This window comes from Rhodobacter sp. SY28-1 (assembly GCF_005222785.1).
Taxonomy (GTDB): domain Bacteria; phylum Pseudomonadota; class Alphaproteobacteria; order Rhodobacterales; family Rhodobacteraceae; genus Tabrizicola.
In genome coordinates, this window is sequence record NZ_STGH01000001.1 from 986,152 (window position 1) to 1,008,837 (window position 22,686).

Here is a 22,686-nt window from a genome sequence, read left to right on the forward strand (position 1 = left end):
CCGCCATGGTTAATCGGGCGCAGCGCATACGCGCGTATGCATCCGATGTAGACGCGCCATAGACGTGATGTAGACGCCCGGATCGGCGCGGCCTGCAGCAATTAATCCAGCGTCCGCAAGCACTTGCGCCATCCCGTGCGCCTTTGAACCGCACCTCTCTCCAAATCCGCATTCATTTCCCGTCAACCACTCCCTACCTTGGCGGCAAAGGAGCATCCCATGACCCATGTTTCCCTCGGCCTCGACACGTTCGGCGACGTTTCGCACGGGCAGGACGGCAAGCCGCAACAGATGGACGTGACCCTGCGCGAGGTCCTGGACCAGGCCACGCTCGCCGATGAAATTGGCATCGATTTCATTGGTTTGGGCGAACACCACCGCGCCGACTTCGCGATTTCCGCGCCGGAAATCGTGCTGGCCGCCATCGCGGGCCGGACCCATCGCATCAAGCTTGGCACCGCCGTCACGGTCCTGTCGACCGACGACCCGGTTCGCGTGTTCCAGCGGTTTTCCACCCTGAACGCGCTGTCCAACGGCCGGGCCGAGCCGATCCTGGGGCGCGGGTCCTTCACCGAAAGCTATCCGCTGTTCGGCCACGACCTGCAGGACTATGACCAGCTTTTCGAGGAACGCCTTGAAATCTTTGCGAAACTCCTGCGCGAACCCCGCATCACCTGGTCAGGCCAGACCCGGAGCCCGCTGAACAACCAGCCGGTTTTCCCGACTCTTGGCCAGCCGATGACCACCTGGGTCGGCGTCGGCGGGTCCCCGGAAAGCGTGGTCCGCGTGGTCCGGCAGGACCTGCAACTGATGCTTGCCATCATCGGCGGCGACGCCTCGCGCTTCGCCCCTTACGTCGATCTTTACCAGCGCGCCTGCGCGCAACTGGGTAAACCCCTGCGCCCAATCGGCGTCCACTCCCCCGGCTTTGTCGCGGAAAGCGATGAAATCGCACAGGAAAAGCTCTGGCCGCACTACGCCGACATGTTCGGCCGGATCGGGCGTGAGCGTGGTTGGCCCCCGGTGACCAAGGATCGCTACCTTAACGAAGTCCACCACGGTGCGCTCTATGTTGGCAGCCCGGAAACGGTAGCGCGGAAGATCGCACGGACGGTGAAGGTGTTGGGGATCCAGCGGTTCGACATGAAGTACTCGACCGGCCCGATGCCGCATGGCGACCTGATGGAGTGCATCCGGCTTTACGGTGAGAAGGTCATTCCGATGGTGCAGGACATGCTGGCGGACCAGGCCGCCTGATCAGCGTAGGGTGGGCGACACGCCCACCTTACGATGAGGAAAACCCCAGATGCTGTGTGCCGCGCTTGGCGGACAGCAACATCTGGTGGTGGCGCTCCCGGAATCGCTCACGGTCCGCTGCGGAATACTCGTTCACGCAAGCCGGGCAGCAGACCCCGTCCTCATAACTGGGGTGCGCCTGCTCCGCCTCGGTCACCGGCCTCCGGCACGCCCCGCAGGACTTCAGGCCGCCGGGTTGCAGCCCATGCCCGACCGAGACCCGGTCGTCGAAGACAAAGCACTGACCCTGCCAGAGGCTGGCCTCCTCCGGCACCTCTTCCAGGTATTTCAGGATCCCCCCCTTCAGGTGGAATACCTGGTTAACCCCTTGACCCAGAAGATAATTCGTCGACTTCTCGCAGCGGATGCCCCCGGTGCAGAACATCGCGATCCGCTTGCCCTGAAAGCGGTCGCGGTTCGCCTGCCACCAGTCCGGAAACTCGCCAAAGGCCCGTGTCCCCGGGTCCACCGCGCCCTGAAACGTCCCGATGGCGACCTCGTAATCGTTGCGGGTGTCGATCACCACGGTCTCGGGGTCCGAAATCAGCGAGTTCCAGTCCCGGGCCGAGACGTAGTTCCCCACCCGAGCCAATGGGTCCACATCGGGCTGCCCCATGGTCACGATCTCGCGCTTCAGCTTCACCTTCATCCGCCCGAAAGGCATTGAGTCGGCGAAGCTTTCCTTCCACTCCAGCCCGGCACACCCCGGCAACGCCCGGATCGCCGCAAGCGCCGCGTCGATCCCCTCCCGCGTCCCGGCGATGGTCCCGTTGATCCCCTCGGGCGCGAGCAGAAGCGAGCCCTTCACCCCGTGTGAAACGCAGACTTCCGCAAGTCCCGGCTTCAGCGCGGCGGGGTCGGGAAAGCGGGTGAAATGATAAAGGGCAGCAACCGTCAGCATGGCTCCCCTTTGCGCCCATCCCCCCGAAATTTCAAGCGCTTCGCTTGACGCACCCCGGACCCACCCTTACGCAAGGGGAAACACCACGGGGAGGCCGCCATGAAACCCGCAACGGATGCGTTGATCGTGATCGACGTGCAGAACGACTTCTGCCCCGGCGGCGCGTTGGCCGTGGCGGGGGGCGACGAAATCATCAGCCGGATCAACGGGTTGATGGGGGATTTCGCCACGGTGGTCCTGACGCAGGACTGGCACCCGGCCAATCATGCCTCGTTCGCCGCGAACCATCCCGGGGCCGAGCCGTTCAGCCTGACGACCATGCCCTACGGCCCCCAGGTCCTGTGGCCGACGCATTGCGTGCAGGGGACAGCGGGGGCGGAGTTCCACAAGGACCTCCGCACGGATCCCGCCCAGCTTGTCATCCGCAAGGGCTTTCGGCCCGAGATCGACAGCTATTCGGCCTTCTTCGAGAATGACCACAATACGCCCACGGGCCTTGAGGGCTATCTTCGCAGCCGGGGGGTGACGGCACTGACGCTGGTCGGCCTCGCCACGGATTACTGCGTCGCCTATTCCGCGCTGGATGCGGCACGCCTGGGGTTCAATGTGACGGTCCTTGAGGGCGCGACCCGGGCCATCGACCTGAACGGCTCGCTCGCAGCAGCGCGGGCCGAGATGCAGGCTGCGGGTGTGCGCCTGACATGACCCGGGCAGGCTGCCTTGCGCTTGTCCTCTTTGGTCTTGCACGGGCCCCTGCAGCCTTTGCCGAATCGACCTGCGCTTCCCACCCCTATGCGGAAGCCACCGGTGCGCTGTCGGACTTGTCAGACCGACTGGACCGGACGGTTGCGGCTTTCCCGTCACTGGAACGGGCGCTGAAGCAGCAGGCGCCCGTCCTGTGTCTGGATGACGGGTTGGTCGAGGAGCAAGGCTACTATGAGCCGAAGACGAACCGCATCGTCCTGAACTCCAGGCTCGACCAGGACTTCCAACTGGCCATCCTGCTGCACGAGATCCGGCATCTGGAGCAGTTTGATCGGGGCTATTGCCCGACAATTGCTGACAGGCTTTCGGACTACATCCGCGTCCGACTGGCACTTGAGGCGGACGCCTCGGCGATCGGGGTCTTTACTGCCTGGAAGCTGCGTGAGGGTGGAGATCCCGGGCCTTGGGACAGCCTGTCTACCTGGCCGACGCATGATGACCTGGTCAGCCGTTTTGCCGACGAAATCGCCGCGGGAGCGGACGAGGTGGCCGCAACTTCGGCAACCTTCGCTCAGTGGTTTGAACGGGCGGAGCGGCGCGAGATCTACACATTCGCGATCTGTTCGAACTATCTGGACGCACTGGACCGCGAGAAGGTGGACCCGGGGGCAAAGACCGTTCCGCCTGACTTCGCCAGCCTGCTGTGCAGGATGCCTGACGGACGTCCCTACGATTGCACTATACCGCCATGATGCACAGGAACCGGGCGGACCGGCTTGGCTGGGCTGATCAGGCATTGGACAAGACTACAACCCGCGACAGCGGTTCGAGGTGAGGAATAGGCAATGGTCGACATCGCAACCCGCGTCTGGAACCACAAGTGGAAGATCGATCCGATCGTGCGGTCGCTGATCGACACAGACTTTTACAAGCTTTTGATGTGTCAATCTATTTTCCGGAACAAGCCGGATACGACCGTGGTTTTCTCGCTCATCAACCGCTCGACCAAGGTGCGCCTCGCTGACCTGATCGACGAGGGCGAGTTGCGCGAGCAGCTGGACCATGTCCGGTCCCTCAGTCTCACCCGCGGCGAAAGCACCTGGCTGCGCGGCAACACTTTCTACGGCAAGCGGCAGATGTTCCGGTCGGACTTCATGGAGTGGTTCGAGGGCCTGCGCCTGCCCGCCTACCACCTGGAAAAACGTGACGGGCAGTTCGAACTGACCTTCGAGGGTCGCTGGCCCGAGGTGATGCTGTGGGAAATCCCGGCGCTGGCCGTGCTGATGGAGCTGCGCAGCCGTGCGGTCCTGAACGACATGGGCAAGTTCGAGCTGCAGGTGCTGTACGCGCGCGCCATGACGCGGCTGTGGGAAAAGATCGAGCGGCTGCGCCGGATCGAGGGCCTGCGGATCGCCGATTTCGGCACGCGGCGACGGCACGGGTTCCTCTGGCAGGACTGGTGCGTGCAGGCGATGCAAGAGGGGCTGGGCGCGCAGTTCATCGGCACCTCGAACTGCCGCATCGCGATGCGCCGCGACATCGAGGCCATTGGCACCAACGCGCATGAATTGCCAATGGTTTACAGCGCCTTGGCCGATACCGACGAAGAACTGCGCCAGGCGCCCTACCGCGTTCTGGCGGATTGGCACGAAGAGCATGACGGCAACCTGCGGATCATGCTGCCCGACACCTATGGCACCGAGGGGTTCCTGAAGAACGCGCCCGATTGGCTGGCGGGATGGACCGGGATCCGGATCGACTCTGGTGACCCGGCCAAGGGCGCCGAGACGGCGATCCGCTGGTGGAAGGAACGCGGCGAGGACCCGACGAAGAAGCTGGTGATCTTCTCGGACGGATTGGATGTCGAGAAGATCGAAGAGCTGTACGCCCAGTTCAGCGGGCGGGTGAAGGTGTCCTTCGGCTGGGGCACGATGCTGACGAACGATTTTCGGGGTCTGGTTGCCAATGACGCGCTGGCGCCGTTCAGCCTGGTCTGCAAGGCGCTGTCGGCGAACGGACGGCCGACGGTCAAGCTGTCGGACAATCCCGCCAAGGCGATGGGACCGGCAGACCAGATCGAGCGTTACAAGCGGGTGTTCGGCGTGGGCGAGCAGCAGGTGCAGGAGGTTCTGGTCTAGCCGATCGCGCGCAAGGCCAGGAAGACCAGCGCCGACAGACCCGCCGTCAATGGCACGGTGATAATCCAGGCCGCCCCGATCGACAGGACATGTGCGCGGCGCACCAGTTTGCGGCGGCGGCGCTCCTCGGGCATCACCGGCGTGCCCTTCTGCAGGTTCAGAGCGCGCGCTTTCCGCTCGGCCTCCCATTCGCGGTAGAAGCCGACGCCGAATACCCCGCCCACCGCGATATGGGTCGAGGACACAGGCAACCCCAGCCAGGATGCGATAATGACGGTGATCGCTGCCGACAGCGCCACGCAATAGGCGCGGATCGGGTTCAGCTTGGTGATTTCCTGCCCGACCATGCGAATGAGCTTCGGACCGTACAGCATCAGGCCGAAGGAAATCCCGAAAGCCCCGATCAGCATCACCCAGAGCGGGATCGAGACCTTGTCGGCGGTGCCATGGTCCTGCACGGCATGGACGATGGCTGCCAGCGGCCCGACCGCGTTGGCGACGTCGTTTGCGCCATGGGCAAAAGACAAAAGCGCGGCCGACAGGATCAGCGGCACGCCGAACAGCTTCTTCAGCGATTTCTTGCGGTTCTCCATCCCCTCGGACTGACGGTGGATGATCGGGCGCATGACAAGGGTCGTCACCACCCCGATGACAAGGCCGATCAGAAGCGCATTGCCCAGCGAGACGTCGAACAGTTTTTTCAGCCCCTTCATCGCCAGGTAGGCCGCGAAGGCCCCGGCCATGATCCCGATCAGCAAGGGGACCCAGCGCCGGGCCGCGCCGATCTTGTCGGGGACGTCGTTCACCTTGGCCTTGATGAAGGCCAGGAACAGCGCCGCGATCACGCCGCCCATCACCGGAGAGATCACCCAGCTGGCGGCGATCTGGCCCATCTTGCCCCAGTCCACCGCGCCAAAGCCCGCCGCCGTGATCCCCGCCCCCATCACCCCGCCAACGATGGAGTGGGTGGTCGAGACCGGCGCGCCCAGCCAGGTTGCCAGATTCAGCCAAAGCGCCGCCGAGATCAGTGCCGCCATCATCGCCCAGACGAAGACCTTTGGCTCGTCCACCGCTTCGGGGGCGACGATCCCGCCGGAGATCGTGTTGACCACATCGCCCCCGGCGATCAGCGCGCCGGCGGTCTCGAAGACGACGGCGATCAGGATCGCGCCGCCCATGGTCAGCACCTTGGCGCCGACCGCCGGACCCATGTTGTTGGCGACATCGTTCGCGCCGATGTTCAGCGCCATATAGGCGCCGAAGGCCGCCGCGACGACGATGACAAGATTGCCCGACTGGTGGCCAGTCAGCACGAAGGCGACCAGGGCCGAGACGACGACGAAGACGAAGGCGATGCCAATGGCCACCACCGGGCGACCGATGGCGGCGGTCGCGGCTTCAAGCTGGCTGAACCGGGCAAGATCCTTGTCCAGCGTCTTCCACTGGTTGACCGGGGGGGTGGTCTGGTCTGTCATGGAATCGTCACGCCGCTGTTACCTGCCGCGGTGAATATCCATTCGCAAACCCTGTCACAAGCGATTCAATACCCGTCCAGCGCAGGTCATGGCGCGCTTGAGATGGCTTTTGTGGATCGGATCACCCGGTTCAAGCCTTGGCATCGTCCAACCGACCGAGGCAAGCGTGCGGGCCAGGGTGAAGGCTTCGACCATCGCGACATCGCTGGTGCCGTAGCCTGCCATCAGTGCATCGCGCAGTTGCGGGTGCTCGGGATGCTCGACAGTCTGGAGCAGCGCGGTGCCAAGGTCATGCAGGCGAAAGCCGAAGCCAGAGTCGTCGAAGTCGATCAGGGATACCGAACGACCGTTCACCAATACATTCTCGCGCAGCACGTCGGCGTGAATCAGGCCGATCTCTCCGGACAGCCTTTCGCGCAGTGCATCCCGGGCACGGATCAGCATGGCGCGTTGGTCGGGACTGGCGGCGGGATGCTCCCAGAACCGGCCCCAGAGCGGGCTTTCCCCGACGAGTCCGTCAAGATCCCAGCGCGGACGGGTAAAGTCGGGCGGCAGGATCAGCCCGTCGGTCACGCTGTGGACCTGGGCAAGTAGGGCGCCAAGCGATTGGTAAAGGTCAAGCACCTCGGGCAGCGGCCGGGTGAAGGGACGCGCCGCCTCGCCCAGGGCATCACCCTCCATCCAGGCGATGACCGAGGCATGGCGGCCGTCCGACAGCGGCACCAGAAACGTGCCATCCCGGGTGGGCAGGGCGGCGGGGACGGGAAGCCCGGCCTTCGCCAGTTCCGCACACCACCAAAGCTCGGACCGGATGGCCGCGGGGGACCGATAGCCCGCGCGATGCAGGCGCAGGGCGGCGCGACCCTGCGGGGTCTCCATCTCGAACACATGGTTCTCGCGGTCGCGGAGCAGGCGGAGGATGCGGCCCTCCCAGTGACCAGCGGCCTCTTCGGCGGGGGTCATTCTTCGTCCCCGACCTTGCCGCGGAGCGCCTTCACCTCGCCCCGGGCGGTCTTGGCTGCAATGCGACGGCGCTGGCTGCCCAGCGTGGGTTTGGTAGCGATCCGGCGTTTGGGGGCCACCAGCGCGGCGCGGATCAGTTCGACCAGACGCTCGCGGGCGATCTCGCGGTTTTGGGCCTGGCTGCGGGTATCCTCGACCTGCAGGACGATGGCACCTTCGGTCGTCCAGCGCCGCCCGGCCAGTTTCTTCAGCCGCGCCTTCACCCCGGGGGCAAGATGGGGCGACCGTTCCGCCTCGAAGCGCAGTTCGACCGCCGTCGAGACCTTGTTGACGTTCTGCCCGCCGGGACCCGAAGCCCGCATGAAGCTTTCGGTCAGTTCCCATTCGGCGATGGCTAGGGTTTCGGTGATGTGCAGCATGGTCAGGTTATGGCGTGACGTGGTCCCCGGTGCGACCCCAAAAATTTTCGCCGAAGACTTTTTGGGCCACGAAGAATTCGCCGGAGAAATAGAGAAAGGGTTGCCCTGCTCAGGCAACCCTTTCCGAGATCCAAGGAGATGGGCCAGTTAGGGCATCCAAATCCAATCAGTGGTCTATTTTCCAGGGGCTGCCCTTAGAAAATACTCCTCCCGACTGTCCCGACACCTCTCTCCAATATCACTCTAGACACTGGATCACCTCCTTTCAAATGGTTGCCGATGAGGTGAGCCTGCCACAGATTTTGTGTTTGTCAAAACAAATCACGCAACCTTTGCGCCGAGTTTCGCAACTGCCAATCTAAACGGCAACAATGCTACCAAGGCCAGCAGAAGCTTGATCAGCCAGTCACCAACCGCCAGCGAGACCCAGAACGGAGCCTCGGGGCCAACGCCCAGAAGCGGGGCCGCAGCGGTCGCCCAGGACACGTCGTTTGCGGGCTCAAGGAAGACAAGCGTCGCCGAAAAGGCAGTGGTGAAGAAGATCGCGGTGTCGAGCGTCGAGGAGAACAGGGTCGACATCAGCGGGGCCTTCCACCAGCTGCCCTCCCGCAGCCGGTTGAAGACGGCGATGTCCAGAAGCTGGGCGCAAAGGAAAGCCAGCCCCGACCCCAGCGCGATGCGGAAGGTGACCAGCGGGCCGAATTCGCCCATGATCTGGGTGCCGATGAAGGAACAGACGATCCCGACCGCAAATCCCGCCAGCACCACGCGGCGGGCGGCGACCGGGCCTTCCAGCCGGTTGGTCAGGTCGGTGACGAGGAAGGCGAAGGGATAGGTCAGGGCCCCCCAGGTCAGGAAGGTGCCAAGCGGGTATTGGACAAGGATGTTCGAGGCGACGACAATCGCCGTCATGGCGAGAACGCCAGGGATCAGGATGCGCATGGTCATATCCGTTTTGACAAGGTCGCGGAGACTTGGCCCCGGGACCCGGGGCGGGGGCGGCCTATACCCGCCGTCATTGCCTGTCAATCGGATGCGAGCACGCCTTTGCACTGCTTCGGCAGGTCGGCCATCGTGAACTCACGCGGGCCTTTCTTCTTGGGCGCGTCATCTTCTCTGGGCTTTTTCCCGTCGGACTTGGGCGGGTTCAGGTAGTCGGTCACCCACCACATCAACGTCTCGTCGCAGCCGTCGCCGCCCTTGGACAGGTCATCGACGGTGGGGGTCTGTGTCTCGCACAGCCGCGCGCCCTTGGGGCATTTCAGGCGGACGTGGAAATGGGTGTCATGGCCCGCGACGGGGCGGATCTTCTGCAGCCACTTCTTGTCCGCCCGCTTGGCGGTCTTGCACATCTCGATCTTGACGGCGGCGGCCACGAAGATCCGGTCGACGCGCGGGTCCAGCGCGGCCGCTTTCAGAAGCTCACGGTGGGTGCGGGTCCAGTTTTCCGTGACCGAGCGCTGGTCGGCCGAACGGACGGGGATGCTGCTGATCTCCTCACGTTCGGCCTCGGACAGGTCCAGGCGGCGCGGCGGCAGCATCCAGATGTCGGCATCAAGCCCGATCTGGTGGCTGGCATGGCCACTGGTCATCGGCCCGCCCCGTGGCTGGCTGATGTCGCCGATGTAAAGCCCACGGCCAAAGCCGATGTCCCGCGCGGTACCCGACAGGTCCATCAGGAACTGCACCATCTCGGGCTGGCCGTAGTTGCGGTTGCGCGACAGGCGCATCGCCTGCCACGTCGGCCCGGTTTCCGGCAGTTCCACCATTCCCGCCGCGCAACCCTTGGCATAGCTGCCGATCGGCATTGAGTCCTGGTTCGACGGTTCCGCCATCGCGCCGAACAGCTTGTTGGCCAGCTTCTCGGCCTGGGCCGGGGCGGCGAGCAGCAGGGTCAGAAGAAAGACGCGCGTCAGTGTCATGCGGGCAACTCACCTTTGGGTCTGACCCAGACTAGCAGAAGAAGTCCGATCAGGAACAACACAACCAGCGGAGCAATGCCGATCCGCTGCGATCCGCTGATCGTGGTGGCCAGCGCGATCAGCGCGGGAGACATGAAACTGGCGACCTTGCCGGACAGGGCGAAAAGCCCGAAAGCCTCGGTCGCGCGGTCGGGGGTGGTGTGGCGGGCCATCATGGTGCGGCTTGCCGCCTGAAGCGAGCCGCCCGCCGCACCGATCAGCGCGCCGCAGGCAAAGAAGATCTGGTCCGGCACGCCCGAGGCCGGGTCCAGGGGAATGCCCCAGACGCTTTCCCGGCTCATCCCCACAATCAACAGGCAGACGAAGATCAGCACAATGATCGACAGCACGATCACCGGCTTCGGCCCGAAGGCCCGGTCGGCGCGTCCGCCGATGAAGGCGGCGACCATCGCGGTCACCGCGCCCACGATCCCGAAGATGCCGATCTGGATGATAGACCAGCCAAGGACACCCGAGGCATAGACACCGCCAAAGCCGTAAAGTGCGTTCAGCGCGTCGCGGTAGAACAGCGACGAGGCAAGATAGGCAGCAAGGCTGCGCCGGAACCGCAAGGACCGGATCAGGTCTTTAAGACTGGCAAAGGCGCGGCCCAGATGCAGCGGGCGGCGGTCGGTGTGCGGCTCTTTCACCCACATTAAGAACGGGATCATGAAGACGACGAACCAGATCGCGGTGAAGGGGCCGACGAAACGGGTCCCCTCACGGGCTTCCGGGTCCAGTCCGAACAGCGGTTCGGTCTTCAGCAGGGTCTGGCCGCTGTCCGCCCCTTCGGCGAAGAACAGCAGCATGATGACCAGCGCCAGGAGGCCGCCAAGATAGCCGAAGGCAAAGCCCGAGCCCGAGATTGCCCCCAGATCATCCGCCTGGGTCAGCGAGGGCATCAGCGCATTGGTGAAGATCGTTGCGAACTCCATCCCGATGAAGCCGATCCCGAACAGGCAGACTGCCCACAGCAGCATCCCCTCGCCACCGCCCGGGGCTACCCACCACAGGCCGGCCGACCCCACGACGTAGAAGAGCGAGAAGGTCCAGACCCAGATCAGCCGTCGCCCGGTGCCGTCGGCGATGGCGCCAAGGATCGGCGCCAGGATAGCGATGGCGAACGAGGCGATGGCCAGTCCCCAGCCCCAATAGGCCTGGGCGGCGGCCTTCGCGGCCTCTTCGTCAAGGCCCGTGCCCATGTAGTGCCCGCGGGCGACCTCGGCGAAATAGGGGCCAAAGATGAAGGTCAGGAGAAGCGTGTTGTAAGGTTGGCTGGCCCAGTCGAAGAAGTACCAGCCCCAGATCCGCTGCCGCGCGCTTGCCATGACTGCCCCCTGTTTTTCCGCGAAGTGAACCCGGAAACGGGCGCTGGCGCAAGGGACGGCTCTTCGCGGCGCTGGCGCTTGCTCATCGCTGGGTCAGCGTCGGGGCGGCCACGGGCGGGTGGCTTCGGCGGCGATCCAGGCCTCGACCCAGTCGGGAAGCGGCGGGCTTTCCGGAGCGGCCCCAAGTGCGACGGCCAGTTCGGACGGCGGCACGATCCCGGTTCGCGCGCCGTTCGTGCTGCCCACGATGGCTGACCGGATCAGCACCTGCGAAGCGCAGTCCTCGCCCGTCCACATCGATTGCTCGGTATATAGAAACCGCGCGTCCCACCCAAGGCAGTGGCTGTAGGTCGTCAGCCGCGAGAACATCGTGACCCGCCGCCGGTAGCGCACGGACGACCCCGCCACCGTCATCCCCCAGCCTTTCGCCTTCAGAACCCGGTGCAGGCCGGTCCGTGCCCCCAAGGGCAGGCGGCCCAGGTCATACAGCGTCAGCGTGCGGCCGTTGTTCAGTTCGACCCAGGGGTCAAGGTCCCAGGGCCAGCAGAGGTGATGGCTGACATGGGTGTCGAACAGCCCAAGTTCCGGCATCCGCCGGGCGCGGGCCAGTTCCTTGAACATGCGCAGGAAGGGATACATTGGGGCCTCCGGTTCGGCGGCATGGGTGGACCGGGTGGCCAGCGGCGTCAAGCGGAACGCTGCGGAAACCATTGCCCTTCGCCGCCCCTGCCGCTACCTGTGGCGAAGTCCAGATGGAGTGCCCGATGACGTCGCTTTACGAAATCCTGATGCTGATCCTCGGCATCGCCAAGTTCTTCGTTTTCGCGCATTTCATCATGAGCTGGCTGATCAACTTCCAGGTGCTGAACATCCGCCAGCCCTTCGTCCAGCAGGTCTGGTTCGCGCTGAACCGGCTGCTTGAACCGCTGTACGGCCCGATCCGCCGCATCCTGCCTGCGATGGGCGGGCTTGATCTGTCGCCGCTGGTGGTGCTGATCGCGATCTACGCGCTTGAGATCATCCTGTCGAACAACATCGCACTGTTCCTCTGATCCCGGAGACGGTGCGGTGGACCGCGCGGCAGACCTCCTGCATTCCGTCTTCGGTTTCCCGGACTTCCGGCCCGGACAGGCCGAGATCGTGCAATCGGTGCTGGAGGGGCGGAACACGTTGGCCATCATGCCGACGGGGGGCGGGAAGTCCCTGTGCTTCCAGCTGCCCGCCCTGTGCCGGGACGGGGTGACGGTCGTCATCTCTCCGCTGATCGCCCTGATGCGCGACCAGGTCCGCGCCTTGCGGGCGGCGGGAGTCGAGGCCGGCGCGCTGACCTCGGGCAATACGGAGGAGGAGACCGAGGAGGTCTTCCAGGCTATCGACGAAGGGCGGCTCAAGCTTCTCTACATGGCGCCGGAGCGGTTGGCTTCGGCCTCGGCTCTGGGTCTGCTGCGGCGGGCGAAGTGCAGCCTGATCGCGGTGGACGAGGCGCATTGCGTCAGCCAATGGGGCCACGACTTCCGTCCCGACTACCTGCGGATCGGCGAGCTGCGCCGGTCCTTGCGGGTGCCGCTGGCCGCCTTCACCGCAACGGCGGATGAGGAGACGCGGGCCGAGATCGTCACCCGGCTGTTCGACGGCGAGGCCCCGGTCACCTTCCTGCGCGGCTTTGACCGGCCGAACATCCACTTGGCCTTCGCGGTCAAGGACAAGCCGCGCGAGCAGATCCTGCGCTTTGCCTCGGCCCGGCGGGGTCAATCCGGAATCGTCTACTGCGCGACCCGGGCCAAGACCGAGACGCTGGCCCAGGCGCTGCGCGAGGCGCGGCACGAGGCGGTCGCCTATCACGGCGGGATGGAGGCCGAGGAGCGCCGCCAGGTCGAGACCCGCTTCCAGCGCGAGGACGGGCTGATCGTAGTGGCGACGATCGCTTTCGGGATGGGGATCGACAAGCCCGACATCCGCTGGGTGGCGCATGCCGACCTGCCGAAGTCGATCGAGGGCTACTATCAGGAAATTGGCCGCGCAGGTCGCGACGGATCGCCTGCCGAGACGATGACCCTTTACGGCCACGACGACATCCGCCTGCGGCGGTCGCAGATCGACGAAGGCGCGGCGCCGGGGGACCGGAAGGCGGCAGATCATGCCCGGCTGAATGCCCTCCTGGGTCTGGCCGAGTCTTTGGGCTGTCGGCGGCAGGTGCTCTTGGGCTACTTCGGGGAACAGGCGGAGCCCTGCGGCAACTGCGATCTTTGCGACCGGCCGGCGCAGTTGTTCGACGCGACCGAGGCGGTGCGCAAGGCCCTGTCGGCGATCCTGCGGACGGGGGAGTGGTTCGGGGCGGGGCATCTGATCGACATCCTGACCGGCACCGCGACCGAGAAGGTCCGCGAACGCGGGCACGACCAGCTGCCGACCTTTGCCGTTGGCCGCGACCTGTCGAAACCCGCCTGGGGCGCCGTGTTCCGGCAGATGATGGGGCGCGACCTTGTGCGCCCCGACCCCGACCGGCACGGGGCGCTGCGGATGACCGACGCCGCGCGGCCGGTTCTCCGGGGTGAGGCTTCAGTGACCCTGCGCCGGGATACTGTGGTGGCTGCAGGGGAGCGGGAGCCGGTGGTGAGGGCTCAGGTCGCGGAGGAGGACTTGGGGCTGCTGGCTCTTCTGAAGGCCCGCCGGAGGGCGCTGGCCGAGGCGCAGAACGTGCCGGCCTATGTTGTCTTCCCGGACAAGACGCTGATCGAGATGGCGGAGCGGAAGCCTGCGACGCTGGACCAGATGGCGGGGATCACGGGGGTGGGCGCGCGGAAGCTGGAAAGCTATGGGGCGGCTTTCCTGGAGGTCATCACCGGGTCGACGGAGGGGCTGCATCCGGCGCGGATGAAGCTGGCGGGGCGACCGGAGGGGGCGCTGTTCGACCGGCTGGCAGAGGTTCAGCTGGACCTGGTGCGGGGTGAGGACGGGACGGGGAAATACCTGACCTGCTCCCATTCGACATTGCGGGCCATCGCGGAGCGGCGGCCTTCGACCCTGGCGGAACTGCAGGCGATCCAGGGGATGGGACAGCTGAAGGTGGAGCGGTTCGGGGAGGCCTTTCTGGCCGTGCTGCGGGGGGCCTGACTGCGGGGGTGTCCACGCAGGACAGGCATTTGCGGTCTTGCATTATCAATGGCTTGGGCGTGGGCATTCAGCTCTTGTCAACCAACCGGCGCGCCCCTTGGCAGCCCGCCGGGGGCTAGCCCCCGGACCCCCAGAGTATTTGGACATGGGCAAATGCAGATTTGTCAGGTGAGCTGGTCCGGGTGGGGCGGGACAAGGCGGGGGGAAGGGCGGGTCATGCCGCGTCTTCGGCTGGGGCTGTGACAGGCGCGCGCGCTGCCTTTGGGCAGTATTCGGCCAGCGCGCCTTCGATGGCGGTCTTGCGCAGGGGTTTCGTCAGGTAGCGGTCGATCCCGGCCGCAAGGATCGCCTCGGCGTCGCCGTCCATGGCATGGGCGGTCAGCGCGACGATTGGCACCTTTGACCCCATCGCGCGGATCGTGCGGGCAGCTTCCTTGCCGTCCATCTCGGGCATTGAGATGTCCATGAAGATCAGGTCTGGCTGGAAATCCGGGACCATCTCTACCGCGAGGCGGCCGTTGTCGGCAAAGCGCAGGTCGATGTCCATGTCGCGGACCATCTTCTGGAAGACGAGCTGGTTCGTCTTGTTGTCCTCGGCCGCGAGCACCCGCATCTGGCGCAGATCTATCTGGGCTAACGGGGCAACATCCGCGGCTGCCTCGACGGCCGGGGCGGTCAGGCCCTGCAGATGGCGATAGAGGTCGGATCGCAGGATCGGTTTTTGCAGGATCGCCGCGAAGTCATGGGCCAGAGTGCCAAGGCCGGTGGGGTTCGATGACAGCAGCATCACCGGCAGTGTGTGGCCCGCGACGCGGATATTGTCCAGGAGCTGCACCCCGTCCATGTCCGGCATCGCATGGTCGGTCAGCACCACGTCATAGGCCGGGTCTTTTGCCAGCCGTTCCAGCACCTCGGCGCCCGAGCGGCAGAGCGTGACCTCGATCCCGCAGGGGGCAAGCTGGCGTTCCAGGATCGTGCGGTTGATGAATTGGTCGTCGACCGCGATCACCCGCCTGACCGCGACCGGCACCTGCACCGGGGCCGAATCCTCGGCCACCGGCAGGGTGACGCGGAAGCCGAAGCTGGAGCCCTGGCCAAGGTCGCTGTCGACCCAGACTGCGCCGCCCATGTGTTCGATCAGCCGTTGCGTGATCGCGAGGCCAAGGCCGGTGCCTTCGAACTTGCGGTTCCGTTCATCCTCGACCTGGTTGAATTCGCCGAAGATGTGGTCAAGGAATTCCGGTGCGATGCCGATTCCGGTGTCTTCGACGGTGACATGCAGGGTCTGGCTGCCGTCTTCGGCATCGACGCCGACAACGCGGGTCAGGACATGGCCCGTTTCGGTGAACTTCACCGCATTGCCGATCAGGTTGGTCAGCACCTGTCGCAACCGGCCCGGGTCGCCGACAAAGCGGGTGGGCAGGAACATGTCGAAGTCGATCATCAGGTCGATGCCCTTTTCCCGCGCGCGGGGCTGGAGGAGCATCGTCACCTCGTGGATCGTGCGTTCAAGGTCGAAGGGTTCGGGGCGCAGGGTCAGACGCTCGGCCTCGATCTTGGAATAGTCGAGAATGTCGTTGATGATGACCAGAAGCGCCTCGCCCGAGGAGCGGATGGTTTCTGCGAAGAGGCGCTGTTCTTCGGACAGGGCCGTGTCGCACAGGAGTTCCGCCATGCCGACGACACCGTTCATCGGGGTGCGGATCTCATGGCTCATGTTCGCCAGGAAGGCCGACTTGGCGCGGTTCGCGGCCTCGGCCGCCGTTCGGGCGGATTCAAGCTGGGCCTGCTGTTCGCGGATCGCGGTGATGTCGGTGCGCAGGCCGACGCGGCCACCATCGGGGGTGACGTGGTCGGATTCGAGGATCACCCTGCCATTGGCCAGCGTGTTTTCGGCAATCGTGTCGGCAGCGCGGAAATGCGCGAGGCGGTCGGCGAGCCAGTCTTCCTCATGCCCCACGGCCTGGGGGACATGGCCGTTCTTCAAGCCATGGCGCAAGAGGTCTTCGAAAGTGACGCCGGGCTGCATGAGCGGGGCGCTGTCGGGGAACATTTCGCGGTAACGCTGATTGCAGGCCAATAGACGTTCCTCCCTGTCAAAAAGGACGAAGGCATCGGGCAGCACGTCGATGGCGGCCCAGATGCGCATCTGTTCGGTGATGTCGACGGCTAGACAGACGAGGTCGCCGTCCCGCGCGCGGCGTTCCTGGATCCTGACCCAGGACCCGTTGCGCAGCTTGACGGTGACGGGTTCGATCCGGTCGCCCTCGATCCGGGTCATCATTCGTGCGACGAAGTCATCGGGCGTGTCGTCGCCGAGGTCGATGACGGTTTCGGCCGCGTAACGGATGATGTCTTCGTAGGGGCAGCCGGGGGCGATGACCTTGCCCTGCAGGGGGGCAAGCCAGGCGGCATTGGCGCTGACCAGCCGCTTGGCGCTGTCAAAAACGGCGAAGCCGTCGTTGATCGTTTCCAGCGCATCCCAGAGCCTGCGCTCGGCCATGACGGCGGCGGTGTGGGCGCGGTCCAGATCCTCGACAAAGCGGGTGTTCTGGGATTTCAGAAGCTCAGCCTCGGACAGGGCGGATTTCACCACCTGACGCTGTTCGACGATCTGGTCCGACAGGCTGCGGGCGTGGATCGCGAGCTTTTCGTTCGCGGCGAAAAGTTCGCGGCTTTTCTGTTCGAGAAGGCGTTCGGCGGCAAGCCTTGCGCGCCGTTCCTTCACGAGACGTTCCGAGAGATCCATGCGTCCTGACCCTGCGGCGCGGCGGGTGCCGACATCCGGTATTCGCGACTACCCTCGCCGATCAAAATGAACCAAGCCTTAACGCCGAACGGGTCTCGCGGCTTGCCTGTGTGGGGTGGCCCATGCGACAGTCGGGACAATCCACAAGGGAGTCATTTTGATGCGTTGGTTATTGAAGGCTGCGGTGGCGGCGGCATTTTTGGGCAGCGTGGGTCTGGCGCAGGCGCAAGACCTGATCCCCGAGCGGCGATTCGTCGTGACCCAGGACCAGGACCTGCCGGGGGGCGATGTCGCCAGCGTCTTCGACACCACGATCGAGGCTTGCGAGCGGGCCTGCCTGACCAACGCGCGCTGCACGGCCTATGTGTTCAACACCAAGAACGGGTCCTGTTTCGTCAAGAACGGTCCGGGCGCGGGCGAGTTCTTTGCAGGCGCCTATTCGGCCACTGTGATCGAGGCGGATGCGGGCGTCATCGAGGCGGCGAAGGCGCGGCGGGGGGAACTGGCGTTCCTGCAGGATTGGGATATCCAGCCGGCCTTTGACCAGGCGCTGGGCCTGGGGCGGCAGCATACCACGGGTCCGTGGAGCGCCGAGGAGCATCTGGCGGCTGCGGCCGAGGCCGAGGCGCGAAACAGCTGGGCGGAGGCAGCGGCCTTCACCGGGGCAGCCTTGAACCTGACCGACGATGCGGCGACCTGGGGCGAGTTTGCGCGGCGACAGTTGCAGGCCGGGATCGCGGACAGCAATCAGTCGGGCTATTTCTTCAATCAGGCCTTCCTGTCGTCGATCAACGCGTACCTGCGGGCCGAGAACCCGGCGCTGCGGCATTCGATCCTGGTGGTGATGGGCGATGTGCTGGAACGCAACGGCCGGGGCCGCGAAACGGTGCAGGCCCTGCGTCTGGCGCAGTCGCTGCAGGACCGGACGGATACGGCGGCGCTGCTGGACGATGCGATCGGGAAGTATGGCTTCCGGATTGTCGAGACGCTGGTGCAGTCCGATCTGGCGCGGCCACGGGTCTGCGTGACGTTCTCGGAGGATCTGGTGGCATCCGGGCAGGACTATTCCACCTTTGTCCAGCTGACTGAACCGGGCCTCGTCGTGGAAAACGGCGGCTGGCGGCAGCTGTGCGTGGCGGGGATTGAGCATGGCAAGCGTTATGCGGTGACCTTCCGCGAGGGGTTGCCGGCGGCGGATGGGCAGACGATGGCCAAGTCGGTCGAGATCAGCCAGTACATCCGCGACCGCTCGCCCGGGGTGAAGTTTCCGGGACGGGGCTATGTTCTGCCGAAGGCGGGCGATGCGGCGCTGCCGGTGCAGACGGTGAACACCGAAAAGCTGGACCTGACGCTGTACCGGGTCACTGACCGGAACCTGCTGCGGTCGATCCAGGACTATTATTTCGGCGCGCCGATCAACGTCTATTCCGAGGAGTATTTCGCCGACACGGTGGGCGAGGTGTTGTGGAACGGCGAAGCCACGGTGGCGCAGGAGGTGAACAAGGACGTCACCACCCGCCTGCCGATGGGCGAGGCGCTGGAGGGTCTGTCGGCGGGCATCTACGCGCTGAAGGCCGAGGTGCCGGGGGTGGATCCCTACACCATTCCGCCGGGTTGGCAGTGGTTCGTGATTTCGGACCTTGGGGTCACGACGATGTCGGGGGTGGACGGGCTACATGTCTTTGTCCGCTCGCTTGGGACGGCGGGGGCCAAGCCCGGGGTGACGGTTGAGCTTCTGAACCGCGCCAACACAGTGCTGGGGACTGCCACGACCGATGATCAGGGCTATGCCCGGTTCGACGCGGGTCTGACGCGCGGCACGGGCGGGTCTGCCCCGGCGATGGTGGTGGTGAAGGAGGCGGACACAGACATTGCCTTCCTGTCGCTGACCGATCCGGAGTTCGATCTGTCCGACCGTGGGGTCGAGGGGCGCGAGGCGGCGCCTCCCGTTGATGTCTTCGTGACCACGGACCGGGGCGCTTACCGCGCCGGTGAGACGGTCTATGTCACCGCCCTTGCGCGGGACCCGGAACAGAAGGCTGTCGAAGGCCTGCCGCTGACGGCAGTGCTGTCACGGCCCGATGGCGTGGAGTATTCGCGCCAGCTGGTCGAGGATCAGGGCGCGGGTGGGCATGTCTTTGCGCTGCCCATCGCCGGGTCTGTCCCGCGCGGTGTCTGGCGGCTGGAGATGTATGCCGACCTAGAAGCCCCGGCATTGACCTCGAAGACCTTCCTGGTCGAGGATTTCCTGCCGGAACGGATCGACTTTGACCTGACCATGGCCGACACGCCGCTGGCGCTGGGGTCCGAGCCTGTCGATCTGAACATCGCCGCGCGCTATCTGTTCGGCGCGCCGGGCGCTGGGCTGGCCATCGAGGGCGAAGTGCTGCTCCGCGCTGCCTCTGGATTGGAAAAGTTCCCGGGCTTTGTCTTCGGGCGGCACGACCAGGCCTTCAGCGCGCAGATGTCGTCGCTGGACGGGGGCGAAACGGATGAGGCGGGGAATGCTGTCCTGCCGGTTTACTTGCCGCAGGTCGCAGACCCGTTCCGCCCGCTGGAGGCGAAGATCACCGTGCGGGTCGCCGAAGGTTCGGGCCGTCCGGTGGAACGGTCGGTCACCAAGGCGCTGTCGCCTGCCGACCCGATGATCGGGATCAAGCCGCTGTTCGACGGTGTCACAGCCGAAGGTGGCCAGGCGCGCTTTGAGTTGATCGCGGTCGGCGCGGGCGAGGCCTTGGTTGACCTGCCGGTGCACTGGAAGGTCTCCCGCGTCGAATACGACTATCAGTGGTACCAAAGCTACGGCAATTGGAACTGGGAGCCGGTGGTCAGCCGCGAGATGGTGATGGAGGGCGATGCGACGCTGGGGTCCGTCCCGGTGGAGATCGCCGCCGATGTGGACTGGGGCAGCTACGAGATCGTCGTGGAGCGCCGGGACGGCGGGAAGTCGGCAAGCTCGATGGAGTTCTATGCGGGCTGGTATGCCCCGGCAGACGCTTCGGCCACGCCGGACACGCTGGAACTGTCCCTGGACAAACCGGCCTACAAGCCGGGTGAGACGGCGACCCTGCGGATCGTTCCGCGGGCGGCGGGGACGGCGCTGGTGACGGTGCTGTCGAACCGCCTTGTTTCGATGCAGGCGGTCGAGGTGAAGGAAGGTGAGAACCTGATCCAGCTTCCGGTCACCGACGAATGGGGCGCGGGGGTTTATGTGACGGCGTCCGCGCTGCGCCCGATGGATGTGGCGGCGGGGCGGAACCCGGCGCGGGCCTTGGGGCTGACCCATGCCTCGATTGACCCGGGTGCCCGGGCCTTGTCGGCGACCTTGGAAGTGGCTGCGGAAGCCGCCCCGCGCGGGCCGCTGAACGTGGCGGTCAAGGTCGATGGCGTGACGGCGGGCGAGACGGCCTATGTCACCATCGCGACGGTGGATGTGGGCATCCTGAACCTGACCGGTTTTGAGGCCCCCGATCCGCAGGGCCACTATTTCGGCCAGCGGCGTCTGGGTGTCGGCATCCGCGACATCTATGGCCGGTTGATCGACGGGCTGAACGGCGCGACGGGCGAGGTCCGCTCGGGTGGTGACGCAGGCGCGCAAGCGCGGTTGCAGGCTCCACCCCCCACAGAGGAACTGGTGGCCTATTTCACCGGCCCGGTGACGGTGGGCGCGGATGGCTATGCTCGTGCGTCCTTTGACCTGCCGTCGTTCAACGGCACGGTGACGGTGATGGCGGTTGCGTGGTCGAAGACCGGGGTCGGGCAAGCGTCAGCCGATGTGCTGGTGCGCGACCCGGTGGTGGTGACGGCCTCTGTGCCGCGCTTCCTGTCGCCGGGCGACCAGTCGCGGCTTCTCTTGGAGATCGTCCATGCCACCGGACCCTCGGGCCGGATGAGCCTGGATGTGGCGGCCAATGGCCTGACATTGGGCGAGGTGCCGTCGGGCTTTGACCTGGGCGACAAGGCCAAGGCGGTGTTCGAGGTGCCGGTCACGGCTGGGGATGTCGGGGTGGACACCATCGACATCAGCCTGACGACGCCGGATGGCAAGGTCTTGAAGAAGACCCTGACGATCCCGGTGCAGGTGAACGACCCGGAGGTGGCGAAGATCAGCCGGTTGGAACTGGCCAGCGGGCAAAGCTTTACCTTTGACGAGAACGTCTTTGCCGGGTTGGTTCCGGGCTCGGGCAAGGCCACGATGGCAGTTGGGCCGCTGGCGCGGCTGAACGCTCCGGGCCTGCTGGCGGCGCTGGACCGCTATCCCTATGGCTGCACGGAACAGATGACGTCCAAGGCGCTGCCGCTGCTCTACTTCGACCAAGTCGCGCAGGTGATGGAGTTGAAGGGCGCCGCAGACATCCAGAAGCGCATCGACGAGGCGGTGGTGGAGATCCTGGCGAACCAGTCTTCCACGGGCGGCTTTGGGCTGTGGGGTCCGGGCGAGGGCGATTTCTGGTTGGACGCCTATGTCACCGACTTCCTGAGCCGGGCCAAGGCGCAGGGCTATCAGGTGCCGGACATCGCGTTCAAGTCGGCGCTGTCGAACCTGCGCAACCAGGTGAACTATGCGCCCGACTTCAGTGCTGAGGCCAATGGTGGCGGTGAGGCGCTGGCCTATGCGCTGATGGTGCTGGCGCGTGAAGGTGCGGCGGCGGTGGGCGACCTGCGCTATTACGTCGATGTGAAGGGGGACGATTTCTCCACCCCCATCGCGATGGCGCAGCTGGGGGCGGCGCTGGCCTCTTACGGCGACCAGGCACGGGCCGATTCGATGTTCCGCAAGGCCGTCGCCAAGATGGAGGCGCTGCAGCCCGAGGTCGGCCAGGTCTGGCGGGTGGACTATGGCACCCGGTATCGCGACGCGGCGGCGCTGTTGACGTTGGCGGTGGAGGCTGGCAGCCAGGCGGTGGACCGCGAGGCGCTGACCGACCGGATCGCGACCCAAGGCCAAAACCTGTCGACGCAGGAGCTGACCTGGGCGCTGTTGGCCACGAATGCGCTGATCGACCGGCCGGGCGCCGAAGGCATCACCATGGACGGCAAGCCTGCCGATGGGCCCCTGGTGCGGGTGCTGGACGCGGGCGCGGTGACGCCGGTCGTGGTCAAGAACGACGGGGCGGATACGACGGTTACTGTCACCACCTACGGTGTGCCTTCGGAACCGGAACCGGCGGGCGGCAACGGTTATGCCATCACGCGGACCTACTACACGATGTCGGGCGAGGAAGTCGCTCCGGGCAGCGTGGCGGCGGGAACGCGGCTGGTGACGGTGCTGGAGGTCACTCCGTTCAGCTATGGCGAGGCTCGGCTGATGGTCAGCGATCCGTTGCCTGCGGGGTTCGAGATCGACAACCCGAACCTGATGTCGGCGGGGTCGACGTCGGAACTGTCGTGGCTGGATACGTTGCAGAACGTCGCCCATAGCGAGTTCCGGCAGGACCGGTTCCTGACGGCGGTGGACTGGTCCTCGGACCAGCCGTTCAAGCTGGCCTATGTGGTGCGGGCGGTCAGTCCGGGCACGTTCCACCACCCGGCAGCCTCGGTCGAGGACATGTATCGGCCGGACTTCAGGGCGAGAAGCGAGACCGGGACATTGACGATCACGCCGTAAGTCGTGGGGCAGGGGATGCGCATCCTGGT

The 22,686-nt window shown here is 65.5% G+C and carries 16 protein-coding genes; 7 read left to right on the forward strand and 9 right to left on the reverse strand.

Features of this window, described 5'->3' with window-relative positions:
• Positions 1-219: 219 nt before the first annotated feature.
• Positions 220-1,257 carry an LLM class flavin-dependent oxidoreductase gene (locus tag E8M84_RS04835; protein ID WP_137110026.1) on the forward strand — a complete coding sequence of 346 codons (1,038 nt, stop codon included), beginning with the start codon at positions 220-222 and terminating at the stop codon, positions 1,255-1,257.
• A 28-nt stretch (positions 1,258-1,285) separates the two neighbouring features.
• On the opposite strand, the gene E8M84_RS04840 is transcribed toward E8M84_RS04835, so the two are convergent.
• Entirely contained in the window at positions 1,286-2,197 is a 912-nt protein-coding gene (locus tag E8M84_RS04840) for a rhodanese-related sulfurtransferase (RefSeq protein WP_137110027.1), read from the reverse strand.
• Positions 2,198-2,296: 99 nt separating this feature from the next.
• Between E8M84_RS04840 and pncA the strand changes: the two genes are divergently transcribed.
• From pncA to pncB, 3 genes are all read left to right on the forward strand, one after another.
• Positions 2,297-2,902, forward strand: coding sequence for a bifunctional nicotinamidase/pyrazinamidase (gene pncA, locus E8M84_RS04845; protein ID WP_137110028.1), 606 nt, complete (start codon positions 2,297-2,299; stop codon positions 2,900-2,902).
• Entirely contained in the window at positions 2,899-3,654 is a 756-nt protein-coding gene (locus E8M84_RS04850) for a DUF6782 family putative metallopeptidase (protein WP_137110029.1), read from the forward strand. The genes pncA and E8M84_RS04850 overlap by 4 nt, the downstream gene beginning before the upstream one ends.
• Positions 3,655-3,747: 93 nt before the next feature.
• A complete protein-coding gene (gene pncB / locus E8M84_RS04855; protein WP_137110030.1) occupies positions 3,748-5,040 on the forward strand; it encodes a nicotinate phosphoribosyltransferase in 1,293 nt (430 codons plus the stop codon).
• Here pncB and E8M84_RS04860 read toward each other — a convergent pair.
• The 7 genes from E8M84_RS04860 to E8M84_RS04890 all read right to left on the reverse strand — a co-directional run bounded on the left by E8M84_RS04860 (position 5,037) and on the right by E8M84_RS04890 (position 11,825).
• Entirely contained in the window at positions 5,037-6,515 is a 1,479-nt protein-coding gene (locus E8M84_RS04860; protein WP_137110031.1) for an inorganic phosphate transporter, read from the reverse strand. The two genes, pncB and E8M84_RS04860, sit on opposite strands and share 4 nt — an antisense overlap.
• Before the next feature lie 54 nt (positions 6,516-6,569).
• On the reverse strand, positions 6,570-7,478 hold the full coding sequence (locus E8M84_RS04865; RefSeq protein WP_137110032.1) for a phosphotransferase enzyme family protein: 909 nt from the start codon (positions 7,476-7,478) through the stop codon (positions 6,570-6,572).
• Positions 7,475-7,897, reverse strand: coding sequence for an alternative ribosome rescue aminoacyl-tRNA hydrolase ArfB (arfB, locus tag E8M84_RS04870; RefSeq protein WP_137110033.1), 423 nt, complete (start codon positions 7,895-7,897; stop codon positions 7,475-7,477). Before arfB ends, E8M84_RS04865 begins: the two co-directional genes overlap by 4 nt.
• A gap of 321 nt (positions 7,898-8,218) precedes the next feature.
• On the reverse strand, positions 8,219-8,839 hold the full coding sequence (locus E8M84_RS04875; RefSeq protein ID WP_394347384.1) for a queuosine precursor transporter: 621 nt from the start codon (positions 8,837-8,839) through the stop codon (positions 8,219-8,221).
• An 83-nt stretch (positions 8,840-8,922) separates the two neighbouring features.
• A complete protein-coding gene (gene mepA / locus E8M84_RS04880) occupies positions 8,923-9,819 on the reverse strand; it encodes a penicillin-insensitive murein endopeptidase (protein ID WP_137110035.1) in 897 nt (298 codons plus the stop codon).
• Complete coding sequence (locus tag E8M84_RS04885) at positions 9,816-11,186, reverse strand: MFS transporter (protein WP_137110036.1); 1,371 nt, start codon at positions 11,184-11,186, stop codon at positions 9,816-9,818. Before E8M84_RS04885 ends, mepA begins: the two co-directional genes overlap by 4 nt.
• A gap of 93 nt (positions 11,187-11,279) precedes the next feature.
• The gene (locus E8M84_RS04890) at positions 11,280-11,825 is read right to left on the reverse strand and encodes a thioesterase family protein (RefSeq protein ID WP_137110833.1); all 546 of its coding nucleotides are present in this window, start codon (positions 11,823-11,825) and stop codon (positions 11,280-11,282) included.
• 125 nt (positions 11,826-11,950) lie between these two features.
• Here E8M84_RS04890 and E8M84_RS04895 point away from each other — a divergent pair, with 125 nt between their 5' ends.
• Together E8M84_RS04895 and recQ are read left to right on the forward strand one after the other, a co-directional pair.
• Positions 11,951-12,238, forward strand: coding sequence for a YggT family protein (locus E8M84_RS04895; RefSeq protein ID WP_137110037.1), 288 nt, complete (start codon positions 11,951-11,953; stop codon positions 12,236-12,238).
• Between the two features lie 16 nt (positions 12,239-12,254).
• The gene (recQ, locus tag E8M84_RS04900) at positions 12,255-14,300 is read left to right on the forward strand and encodes a DNA helicase RecQ (RefSeq protein WP_137110038.1); all 2,046 of its coding nucleotides are present in this window, start codon (positions 12,255-12,257) and stop codon (positions 14,298-14,300) included.
• A gap of 214 nt (positions 14,301-14,514) precedes the next feature.
• On the opposite strand, the gene E8M84_RS04905 is transcribed toward recQ, so the two are convergent.
• Positions 14,515-17,049 carry a response regulator gene (locus E8M84_RS04905; protein WP_137110039.1) on the reverse strand — a complete coding sequence of 845 codons (2,535 nt, stop codon included), beginning with the start codon at positions 17,047-17,049 and terminating at the stop codon, positions 14,515-14,517.
• A gap of 160 nt (positions 17,050-17,209) precedes the next feature.
• Here E8M84_RS04905 and E8M84_RS04910 point away from each other — a divergent pair, with 160 nt between their 5' ends.
• Positions 17,210-22,657, forward strand: coding sequence for an alpha-2-macroglobulin family protein (locus E8M84_RS04910; protein ID WP_137110040.1), 5,448 nt, complete (start codon positions 17,210-17,212; stop codon positions 22,655-22,657).
• The last annotated feature ends 29 nt before the right edge of the window (positions 22,658-22,686 follow it).